Below are 10,971 nucleotides of genomic sequence, written 5' to 3' on the forward strand. Positions count from 1 at the left end.
TGGAGGCACATCCGTATACGCCCGGAATAGACCCTTACGTCACCTCCGGAAGTCGGCGCGAACGCCCGCCCGCGCCGCGGCCCGCACGCCTATACTGCCCGGTGCCCCCGGTTGCCCCCGTACCCGTCCACCGCACGCCCGCCCCGCCCGGTACGCCCTCCCCCGCGCACCCGGCGGCCGGACGTCATGCCGCGTTGGGCTCGGGCAGCGCGGTCAGGATCCGCGCGACGCGTTCGGTGTCGGCGACCCGCAGGTACGGCACGTCGACGAACACCCGCATCGGTCCCGGCGGCAGGCCCAGCTCCTCGGCCACCTCCAACTGGACCTCCCGCAGCGGGACGTAGGACAGGTAGCCCCGGTAGACGTTCTGCGCCCGGAACATCGCCGTCATCATCAGCGTGTAGGCGCGGATGCGGAACGACAGCGCCACCAGGCACGGCGCGGCGTCCCGCGGCTCGCACGGCACGGCCAGGGAGATCCACGCGCTGGTGGTCCACGGCCGGGCGCGCAGCAGGTCCACCACCCAGCGCACCTGGTCGGCGCCCTGCAGGTCGCGCATCCGGGCGCACTCGCGCTGGGCCGCCGCGGCCGGCCGCCCCAGCCCCTCGGGCCCGTGCCGCCCGCCGTCGGCGTCCCCGTGCTCGCGCAGGATCGGGTCCTGCCACGTCAGCGAGGTCACCTCGAAAACGATCGGGGGCCCCTCGATGATGGCCCCCCGGTCGTCCATGCCGGCCTCGCCGGCCGTCCAGACGTGCCGCAGCACCCCGATCCACGCCCTGCCGCAGGAGTCCCAGCGCCGGACGGCCCGCTCCTCCGCCCCGGCCACGTCACGACTCCCCGCCGCAATTGGGTCCGCGCGCCGCCGGAATCGGAGAAAAATCTCCCCCGGACAATGCGCGCCCGGTATTCGTCGCCGGGCCGCAGCGCCCGCACGAGAAATGATCGCCACCCATGAGCATCCGCCCCAACCGTCACGGCGAGCGTCGGCACGCTCCGGCGTCGGCGCTGGTGCGCCCGGCGTGTCGCGTTCACCGCCCATATTTTCTTCCAGTATCGAACAAACATCACGCAATGGGTAGGGCGAGATTAACCGGCCAGATCTTCACTGAGATTTCTGACGATCGTGACCGGGCGGGCTTACCGATCCCGCGGGCGGCCCGCGAATGGCGCCGGGGTCAGTGCCGCGGACGGTGCAGGACGACGTAGCCGCCGGACCGGAAGACCTCCCGGTAGCCCGACGCGACGAGCTCCTGGACGCGGCGGCGCTGCTCGTCCAGCGAGAAGAAGGGGAACGTGTGGCGTTCGACGTCGGCCACCACCCACGGCGCGCCGCGCGGGCGCTGATCCCACAGCAGCACCCGGGTGCGCGACGTCAGGGCCGGGCCGAGCCGGTTCGCCGTCTCCACCACCACGCCGTCGGGCACCCGGGCCACCGCCTCGGCCGCGGCCCGCGCACGCCCGTCGCGCCGCAGGTAGGAGGGATCGACCAGGTCGCCGAAGGCGAAGAACGGCACGGTCAGGGCCGCGGCGACCAGCAGCGCCCCGGCCGCGTGCGGACGCACCCGCGCCCCGGGCCGTACGCGCTCCCACAGCGCGGCCAGGCGGTCGTGCGGGGAGCTCAGCCGCGCCGCGCCGTCCACGGCCGCGATGACCAGCACGGCGATCAGGAAGGCGTTGTAGTGGTACTTGGGCTCCCACCAGTTGGGGAAGGAGCCGGCCAGCATGCGCTCGGCCAGCAGCGGCACGGCGGTCAGGGTGATCGGCGACAGCAGCGGCAGCAACAGCAGCGGCAGGACCAGCAGCGCCATGGTCCACGCCTTGGTGACCGGGGTGACCAGCGCGATCACCGCGTCCCACGGGCGGGTCAGCACGTGCCGGACGACGTCCGGCAGGTCGTCGCCCAGCGAGCCGTACGCCCAGTAGTAGTCGCCGTCGCCGCCGAAGGCGGGGATCAGCACCCGCGACGCCGCCCACGTCGCGGCCGCCCCGGCGCCGACCAGGCCCGCCCCGAGGCGGCGCTCGCCGCGCCGGGTCAGCAGGTAGAGGCCGAACCCCGCCAGCAGCAGCCCCATGTCCTCCTTGACCAGCAGCAGCGCGGCGGCGGCCAGCAGGGCCTGGCCGCGGCGGCCCGCGTCGTGGCGCTCCACCAGCAGCGCCGACAGCAGCGGGACGAACGCGACCTCGTGGAAGTCGAACGCCAGCGCCTCGGCGACCGGCCACGACAGCGCGTAGGCGCCCGCGGCGCAGTAGGCGGCGCACGTGCCCAGGCGGCGGCGCGCGTACCGCCAGATCGGCGCGATCGCCGCGGCGAACAGCACCGCCTGCGCGACCAGCAGCGTGCCGGGCCCGTCGTGGATGCGGTACAGCGGCGCCAGCAGGGCCAGGATGGGCGAGAAGTGGTCCCCGAGGATCGAAAAGTCCGGCCCGAAACCGTTGTGGACGCCCTTGACCATGGCCACCGGCGCGCCGAACCGGCTGTAGGACCGGACGGCCTGGTCGAAGATGACCAGGTCGTAGGTCCCGGCGTGGAACGTCCGCAGCCGCAGGAGGGAGGACGCCGCGTACACCACGGCCGCGCCCGCGACCATCGCCGCCAGAGGTACGGGCACCCGCACGGACCGTCGCCGGGCCTCGGCCCGCCGGACCCCGCCGGGAGCCCCCTCAGCCGCAACCGCCTCCGCCACGTGCCAGGACGCTACCAGCCCCGGCCGGCGCCCGGATCCGGCGCCGACCGCCGGGCGTCCGCGGAAACGGTCAGCGCAGCTCGCCCGCGGCCAGCTCGCGGGCGGCCGGCTGAGCGGCGGCCCCGTCGGCGGAGGGCTCGCCGTGCAGCAGGTAGGACTCGCAGTGGTCCAGCCACCGCACCTCGGCCTCGAACTGCATGATCATCGACTCCAGCACCAGCCGCCACGCGCGGTCGCCGGGCGCGGCCGGCACGCCGGGGTCGTCGCCCCTCAGCCGGGTCAGCTCCTGCAGGGTCCGCAGCGTGGCGGTGCGCTGGGCCCGCACCACCCCGCGCACGTCCACGCCCGGCGTGGTGACGGCCAGGGCGAGCTTGATGGCCAGCTCGTCGCGGGGGCGGTCACCGCGGGCCACGGGCGTGGCGAACCACCGCCGCACGTCCTCCCGTCCGGCCGGGGTGATGCGGTAGACGAGCCGGCCCTCCTCGTCGGCGCCCACCCGGGTCACCAGTTCGTCGCGCTCCAGCCGGGACAGCGTGGAGTAGACCTGCCCGATGTTGAGCGGCCATGTCGCACCGGTCGACGCCTCGAACTCGGCGCGCAGCTGGTAGCCGTAGCGGGGCCCCTGGGCCAGCAGGGCCAGGAGGCCATGACGGATCGACATGGCCCCACCGTCGCAGACGGCGTATGCGGAGGCAATACCGCGTATGCACACGGACGACACGCGGCGCCGCCTCACCCCGGCCGGTCGGCGGCCCCCTTAACGTAGCCTCCGTGACCCCGGACTCCGCCACCAGCCTCCTGCGCGACATGCTGCGCGTGTACGACCACCGGTTCCTGGACCTCGACGGCGCCGCCCGGCGCGGCATGGTGGCCGGGACGCGGCTGATGCTCGCCGACGGCGGCCTCGCCGACGCCGCCGACCGCGCCGCCCTGCCCGCCGCGTACCGGATGCGCGCCTTCTGCATCCGGCACGACCTGCAGGAGGAGCTGGAGCGCCTGGTCCGCGACGAGGTGGACGGCGTCGAGGTCGGCACGGTCGTGGTGGGCGGCCGGGTGTACGCGGTCTACCCGTACCTGCGCGGCGTGCCCCGCCAGGACGCCGACGTCACCGCCGAGATCGGCCTGGACCACCGGCTGGACGCGGTCGGCTGGCAGGGCGGCGCGCGGCTGCGGGTGCGCGGGCACGCCGCGGTGCAGCGCGTCCAGGCGCGCGAGACCAAGGTCGCGCTGATCCTGCGGGAGCGGCGCTCGGGGGTGGAGCACCACTTCCCCGCCGAGCCGGGCGAGGACGGCTTCACCGCGTACGCCGACGTCGCCGTCGCGGGTCCGGGGCGCTGGGACGCCTACGTCGCCGCCGAGGCGCTCGGGATCCGCCGCGAGGAGCGCCTGGGCGGCGTCCGCGGCCCCAAGCTGAAGACCGACCCGCAGCAGCGCCTGCTGGACCCCGCCACCGAGGCCACCGCCTACTTCACCAAGGGCGGCCACCTGGCCGTCCTGGTCAGGGACGCCGCCCGCCGCCGCCCCTCCCTGCGCGCCCGGCTGCGCCGCCGCCTCACCCGCTCCTGACGCGTCCCCGACGCGTCACCGCCGCGCGGGCGCCCCCGCAAAAGCCGTGTGCGCCCGGCCCGGCGTCGGCCGGACCGGGCGCACACTCGTCAACCGCGCGTCCCGGGGACGGGGCGCAGACCGTGCTCAGCCGGTGCTCAGTCGTTGAGCCAGCTCATCATGGGACGCAGCTTGGCGCCGGTCTTCTCGATCGGGTGCTCGGCCAGCTCCTGGCGGAACTTGGCGAACTGGGCCTGCCCGCCCTCGAACTCCTCCACCAGCTCCTTGGTGAACTTGCCGGACTGGATCTCGCCGAGGATCCGCTTCATCTCCGCCTTGGTGTCGGCGGTGATCACCCGCGGGCCGCGGGTGTAGCCGCCGTACTCGGCGGTGTCGGAGATCGACCAGTTCATCTTGGCCAGGCCGCCCTCGTACATGAGGTCGACGATGAGCTTCATCTCGTGCAGGCACTCGAAGTAGGCCACCTCCGGCTGGTAGCCGGCCTCGATGAGCACCTCGAACCCGTTCTTGATCAGCTCGGCGACGCCGCCGCACAGCACCACCTGCTCGCCGAACAGGTCGGTCTCGGTCTCCTCGGTGAAGGTGGTCTTGATGCCGCCCGCGCGCAGCCCGCCGATGGCCTTGGCGTAGGACAGCGCCAGCGGCCAGGCGCCGCCGGAGGCGTCCTTCTCCACCGCCACGATCACCGGGACGCCGCGGCCCGCGGTGAACTGGCGGCGCACCAGGTGGCCGGGGCCCTTGGGGGCGACCATGCACACGTCCACGCCCTCCGGCGGCTTGATCAGGCCGTACCGGATGTTGAGGCCGTGGCCGAAGAACAGCGCGTCGCCCTCGACCAGGGCGGGCTTGATGTCCTGCTCGTAGATCCCGCGCTGCAGGTGGTCCGGCGCCAGGATCATGATCAGGTCGGCCTCCTCGGCGGCCTCGGCCGGGGTGAGCACCCGCAGCCCCTCCGCCTCGGCCTTCTCCCGGCTGGCCGAACCCTCGCGCAGGCCGACGCGCACGTCCACGCCGGAGTCGCGCAGCGACAGCGCGTGCGCGTGGCCCTGGCTGCCGTATCCGATGACGGCCACGTGCCGCCCCTGGATGACGCTCAGGTCGGCGTCGTCGTCGTAGAACATCTCAGCCACTGTTGCTGTTGCCTTTCTTCATGTGGTGTTGCTCGTTCTTTCAGGGGCGGCGCCGCGTCACGCGCTGCGTTCCAGGGCGCGCAGCGACCGGTCGGTGATGGACCGGGCGCCGCGGCCGATGGCCACCATGCCCGACTGCACCAGTTCCTTGATGCCGAAGGGCTCCAGGACGCGGATGAAGGCGTCCAGCTTGTCGCGGTTGCCGGTGGCCTCGATGGTGACCGCGTCCGGCGCCACGTCGACGACCTTGGCGCGGAACAACTGGACGGTCTCCAGCACCTGCGACCGGGTCTCGGCGTCGGCGCGGACCTTGACCAGCACCAGCTCGCGCTGCACCGAGGACGACGGGTCGAGCTCGACGATCTTCAGCACGTTGATCAGCTTGTTCAGCTGCTTGGTGACCTGTTCGAGCGGGAGCTCCTCGACGTTGACCACGATCGTCATGCGGGAGATCTCGGGATGCTCGGTGGTGCCCACGGCGAGCGACTCGATGTTGAACCCGCGCCGGGAGAACAGGGACGCCACCCGGGCGAGGATGCCCGGCGTGTTCTCCACCAGGACCGACAGGGTGTGCTGGCTCATCGGGTCAGTCTCCGTTCTCCCAGTCGGGGGCCATGTCCCGGGCGATCTTGATGTCGTCGTTGCTGGTGCCCGCGGCGACCATCGGCCAGACCATGGCGTCGTGGTGGACGACGAAGTCGATGACCACCGGTGCGTCGTTGATCTCCATGGCCTTGGCGATGGTGGCGTCGACGTCCTCGGCGCGGTCGCAGCGCAGCCCGACACAACCGTACGCCTCGGCCAGCTTCACGAAGTCGGGAACCCGGCGGCTGTGCAGGTTGGTGTTGGAGTAGCGCTCGTTGTAGAAGAGCGTCTGCCACTGCCGGACCATGCCCAGGTTGCCGTTGTTGATGACGGCGACCTTGATCGGGATGCCCTCGATCGCGCAGGTGGCCAGCTCCTGGTTGGTCATCTGGAAGCAGCCGTCGCCGTCGATCGCCCACACCTGCGCGTCGGGCGCGGCGACCTTGGCGCCCATCGCGGCCGGGACGGCGTAGCCCATGGTGCCCGCGCCGCCGGAGTTGAGGAACGCGCCGGGCCGCTCGTACTTGATGAACTGGGCCGCCCACATTTGGTGCTGGCCGACGCCGGCGACGTAGTACGCCTCGGGCCCGACGAGCTGCCCGATGCGCTCGATGACGTACTGGGGCGACAGCGACCCGTCGGCGGGGTGGTCGTAGCCGAGCGGGTAGGTCTCCTGCCAGGCGCGCAGCTGGCGCCACCAGTCCTCGTAGTCGCCGCGGCGGCCGGCGTCGTGCTCGGCCTGGACGGCCACGATCAGGTCGGCCAGCACCTCGCGGGCGTCGCCGACGATCGGGACGTCGGCGTGCCGGTTCTTGGAGATCTCCGCCGGGTCGATGTCGGCGTGCACGACCTTGGCGTCCGGCGCGAAGCTGGACAGCTGGCCGGTGACCCGGTCGTCGAACCGGGCGCCGAGGGCGACCAGCAGGTCGGCGCGCTGCAGCGCGCCGACCGCGCCGACGCTGCCGTGCATGCCGGGCATGCCCATGTGCAGGGGGTGGCTGTCGGGCAGCGCGCCCTTGGCCATCAGGGTGGTGACGACCGGCGCCCCGGTCAGCTCCGCCAGCACCTTCAGCTCGGCGGACGCCTTGGCCTTCAGCACGCCGCCGCCGACGTACAGCACCGGCCGCTTCGCCTGGACGATCAGCCGTGCCGCCTCGCGGACCTGCTTGGAGTGCGGCCGGGTGACCGGGCGGTAGCCGGGCAGGTGCATGGCGACCGGCCAGCTGAACTCGACGGTGGCCTGCAGCGCGTCCTTGGCGATGTCCACCAGCACCGGCCCGGGGCGGCCGGTGGAGGCGATGTGGAACGCCTCGGCGATCGTGCGGGCGATGTCCTCGGCCTTGGTGACCAGGAAGTTGTGCTTGGTGATCGGCATGGTGATGCCGGAGATGTCGGCCTCCTGGAAGCCGTCGGTGCCGATCAGCGGGGTCGCCACCTGCCCGGTGATCGCCACGATCGGCACCGAGTCCATGTAGGCGTCGGAGATCGCGGTGACCAGGTTGGTGGCGCCCGGCCCGCTGGTGGCCATGCAGACGCCGACCTTGCCGGTGACCATGGCGTAACCCTGGGCCGCGTGCCCGGCGCCCTGCTCGTGCCGCACCAGGATGTGACGGAGCTTGCTGGAGTCGTACAGCGGATCGTAGGCCGGGAGGATGGCGCCCCCCGGGATGCCGAACACGGTGTCGACGCCGACGTTCTCCAGGGCGCGGACCAGCGCCTGGGCTCCCGTCATCTGTTCGGTCGTCATGTTCCTGTTCCTTGGGAGAGGTCGGTGTGGCCTTGACCGCCGGACGCTCGGCCGCGGGTCACGGCCGCTTCACGGGTCACGCGGCCAACAAAAAACCCCCGCCGCCGGGTGACGGTCGAGGGAAGCGCGCAGGACGAAGGGACTCGGTCAGCCTGCGCGCCGACCAAGTACTACGAGAATGCGGGAAGTGCTCTGCACGGGCCCCACTTTCGCCGACTTCGCGCCGCGGGTCAAATCCCTGGACGGTTTATCTCAGCATGTGAGACACGGGTGGGGTGAAACCGGCCCATTCCGGCCCGCGTCGCCGCAGGTCAGGGCGGTGCACACCGGTTTCTCAGCCCGCGGACAGCGCGGAGTCCTCCAGCGGCAGCGTCACCTCGCCCGGCGCCTTCTTCACCTTGAGGTTGGTGCGCACCAGCGACGCGACGCGTCCGGCGGCCATCGGGCGGGCCACCAGGTAGCCCTGGCCGCGCGGGCAGCCCATCTCGCGCAGCAGCTCCAGCTGCTCGGGCCGCTCGATGCCCTCGGCCACCACGGTCAGCCCGAGGTCGCTGCCGAGCCGCACGATGGTGCGGGTGAGCAGGGTGAGGGTCTCGTCCCGGCCCAGCCCGGCCACGAACGACGGGTCGATCTTGAGGACGTCCACGGGGAGCTGCCCCAGGTAGGCCAGCGACGCATAGCCGGTGCCGAAGTCGTCGATGGCCAGCCGCACGCCCAGGTCGCGCAGCTCCGACAGCCGCGCCACGCTCTGCCCGGCGTCCTCGACCAGCACCTCCTCGCGCACCTCGACGGTCAGCGCCTGCGGCGGCAGCCCGGTCTCCTCCAGCGCGGCCGCGACCGACTCCACGAAGCCGGGCGCGGCGATCTGCCGGGCGGTGAAGTTGACCGACACGCCGACCTCCCAGGAGTCGCGGCGCCAGCCCGCCACCTCCCGGCACGCCTCGCGCAGCACCCAGTCGCCCAGCGGGGTCATCAGGCCGGACTCCTCGGCCGGTCCGATGAACTCCTCCGGCGGCACCGCCTCGCTGCCCCGCCACCAGCGCACCAGCGCCTCCACGCCGGTGACGCGGGACGTCGCCAGGTCCACCACCGGCTGGAACTCGACGGCGAACTGCTCCTCGGCGAGCGCCCGCTGCAGGTCGCTGCCCAGCTCCAGGCGGCGTACGACGTCGGTGTGCATGTGCGGGGCGAACACCTCGACCCGGCCGCCGCCCAGCTCCTTGGCGCGTGCCATCGCCAGGTCGCCGTTGCGGATGAGGTCGGCGGCGCTGCGCCGCAGCCGCCGCGCGGCGCCGCCCGACGCGGCGGGCGCGCGCGGCCGGTCGCGCCCGGCCGCCGGCTCCTGGTCGCCGGCGAAGGCGATGCCGATGCTGGCGGTCAGCACGATGCCCTTGCCGCCGACCCGGTACGGCTCCTTCGACAGCGCGCGCAGCAGCCGCTCGGCGAGATCGACGGCGGCCTGGGTGTCGGCGCCGGGTCCGGTGCGGCCGCCCGCGCCGGACGCGTCCGACGGGAGCTGGACGAGCACGGCGAACTCGTCGCCGCCCCAGCGCGCCACGGTGTCGTCGGCCTGCACGGCCGCGCGCAGCCGCCGCGCCGCCTGCGCCAGCACCTGGTCGCCGGCCGCGTGCCCGGCCGAGTCGTTGACGGCGGTGAACCCGTCGAGGTCGGCGAACAGCACCGCGACCCGGCCGCCGTCCGGCTGGTGCGACAGCAGCTCGCGGGTGCGCTCTTCGAAGTAGGCGCGGTTGGGCAGCCCGGTGAGCCCGTCGTGGAAGGTCAGATGGGTGACCTGGCGCTGCAGCGCGGCCTGCTCACTCAGGTCGCGGGTGGTCACCAGCAGCCGCCCGGGGGCCTCGCCGGTGCCGCTGTAGCGGGAGATCGTCGACTCGGTGGGCAGCCAGGTGCCGTCGGCGGCGCGGATGCGGAACGACAGCCGCAGCGTGTCGGTGTCCTCGTCGCGGACGACGCCGAGGTCGTCGTCGGACGGCGGGGGCGGGTCGTCGGCCTCGGGGTCGTCCACGTGCGCCGGACCGCCCGCCGGGGCGCCGGCGTCGTCGGTGCCGTCGGTGCCGTCGGCGGCGGGGTCGTCGGCGGGGTCGTCGAGGAAGCCGCTGAACGCCGCCCGCACCCGGGGCAGGTCCTCGGGGTGGATGATCTCGTGCAGGCGGCGGCCCAGCAGCTCCTCGGGGGTGTAGCGGTACGTGCGCAGGGCGCCCGCGCTGGCGTACTGCACCACCGCGTCCAGGCCGCAGATCAGCACCGCGTCGTTGATGCTCTCCGACAGCGCGCGGAAGTGCTCCTCGCCGGTGCGCACCGCGCCGCGCAGCGACTCGTTCTCGCGCAGCAGCTCGGCCAGCCGCGCCAGCAGCACCATCGTGGCCGACCCCGCCACCAGCGACACGACCGGCTCCAGGCCGTGCGAGGCGGTCAGCGAGTGCCCCGCGACGAACAGCGTCGCCGCGGCCGCCACCGCCGCCGTGGTGAGGCCGGGCCCGATCATCCGCCCGGTGCGCCCGTCGTCGGCCTCCTCGGCGGCCGCGCCCTGCGGGGCGTCGATCGTCACGCCCTGCGGCACGTCGTCGACGTCCTCGCGGGGGGCGGCGGCCTCGGCCGGGGCCGTCCAGGGGACGAGGACGAGCAGCAGCAGCGCGCCCAGCCGCAGGATGTCGGACGGGTCCTGGGCGGGCGCGCCCTCGCGCAGCCGCACCGCCAGCGTCACCACGTCGGCGACGGCGAGCGCGGTCAGCGCCGCGTAGCCCAGCCAGGCCGGGCGCCTGCGCCCGGGCCCGGCGCCCAGCACGAACGGCAGCGCCCCGCACACCAGCACCAGATCGACCACCGGGTACAGCAGTTCCAGCAGGAACTCGACCGGCGACTCGCCCGAGCCGTGGTACAGGTCGCTGAACAGGGCCACCCAGCCCAGCACGAACAGCGCGCATACGCATACGTAGGTGTCGGCGGCGTAGCGCAGCCAGGCCCGTACGTCCCGCGTCATCCGGATCGGCGCGACCAGCCCGACGACCAGGGCGATCACGGCGGCCAGGTAGAACAGGTCGGCCGCCGACAGCGACAGGGCGCTGCGGGTCGGCATGGCCGAGAACGCCGCGCTGCCCGCCGCGCCGAGGAACCAGCAGGTGGCCGCGATGCCGTACCAGCGCCAGGAGGTCCGCCACACCGAGCCGCCCTCGCCGCCGTCGGGCCCCTGCGGGCAGCCGGCGGCCGCGCCGACCGCGCCGCGGGGGCGGCGGGCCGCCGC

The 10,971-nt window shown here is 73.6% G+C and carries 7 protein-coding genes and 1 pseudogene; 1 reads left to right on the forward strand and 7 read right to left on the reverse strand.

Translation table 11 applies throughout. The features are described from left to right. Nucleotides 1-184 precede the first annotated feature (184 nt). The 3 genes from ABD879_RS24125 to ABD879_RS24135 all read right to left on the reverse strand — a co-directional run bounded on the left by ABD879_RS24125 (nucleotide 185) and on the right by ABD879_RS24135 (nucleotide 3,345). Nucleotides 185-826, reverse strand: coding sequence for a thymidylate synthase family protein (locus ABD879_RS24125; RefSeq protein ID WP_345023865.1), 642 nt, complete (start codon nucleotides 824-826; stop codon nucleotides 185-187). Nucleotides 827-1,175: 349 nt separating this feature from the next. Further along, complete coding sequence (locus tag ABD879_RS24130; RefSeq protein WP_345023866.1) at nucleotides 1,176-2,609, reverse strand: DUF2079 domain-containing protein; 1,434 nt, start codon at nucleotides 2,607-2,609, stop codon at nucleotides 1,176-1,178. A gap of 145 nt (nucleotides 2,610-2,754) precedes the next feature. Further along, nucleotides 2,755-3,345, reverse strand: a complete 591-nt coding sequence (locus ABD879_RS24135) for a PadR family transcriptional regulator (protein WP_345023867.1) — start codon at nucleotides 3,343-3,345, stop codon at nucleotides 2,755-2,757. A gap of 110 nt (nucleotides 3,346-3,455) precedes the next feature. Here ABD879_RS24135 and ABD879_RS24140 point away from each other — a divergent pair, with 110 nt between their 5' ends. Beyond that, entirely contained in the window at nucleotides 3,456-4,250 is a 795-nt protein-coding gene (locus tag ABD879_RS24140; RefSeq protein ID WP_345023868.1) for a hypothetical protein, read from the forward strand. Nucleotides 4,251-4,387: 137 nt separating this feature from the next. Here ABD879_RS24140 and ilvC read toward each other — a convergent pair whose 3' ends face one another. The 4 genes and pseudogenes from ilvC to ABD879_RS24160 all read right to left on the reverse strand — a co-directional run bounded on the left by ilvC (nucleotide 4,388) and on the right by ABD879_RS24160 (nucleotide 10,890). Continuing rightward, a complete protein-coding gene (gene ilvC / locus ABD879_RS24145) occupies nucleotides 4,388-5,371 on the reverse strand; it encodes a ketol-acid reductoisomerase (RefSeq protein ID WP_345023869.1) in 984 nt (327 codons plus the stop codon). Between the two features lie 66 nt (nucleotides 5,372-5,437). Then, on the reverse strand, nucleotides 5,438-5,962 hold the full coding sequence (gene ilvN, locus ABD879_RS24150; protein ID WP_285497052.1) for an acetolactate synthase small subunit: 525 nt from the start codon (nucleotides 5,960-5,962) through the stop codon (nucleotides 5,438-5,440). 4 nt (nucleotides 5,963-5,966) lie between these two features. Continuing rightward, a pseudogene (locus ABD879_RS24155) lies at nucleotides 5,967-7,727 on the reverse strand (acetolactate synthase large subunit); the annotation flags it as partial. A gap of 319 nt (nucleotides 7,728-8,046) precedes the next feature. Further along, entirely contained in the window at nucleotides 8,047-10,890 is a 2,844-nt protein-coding gene (locus ABD879_RS24160) for a putative bifunctional diguanylate cyclase/phosphodiesterase (protein ID WP_345023873.1), read from the reverse strand. Nucleotides 10,891-10,971: the final 81 nt, after the last annotated feature.

The organism is Actinomadura keratinilytica (assembly GCF_039539665.1).
GTDB classification, from domain to species: Bacteria; Actinomycetota; Actinomycetes; order Streptosporangiales; family Streptosporangiaceae; genus Spirillospora; species Spirillospora keratinilytica.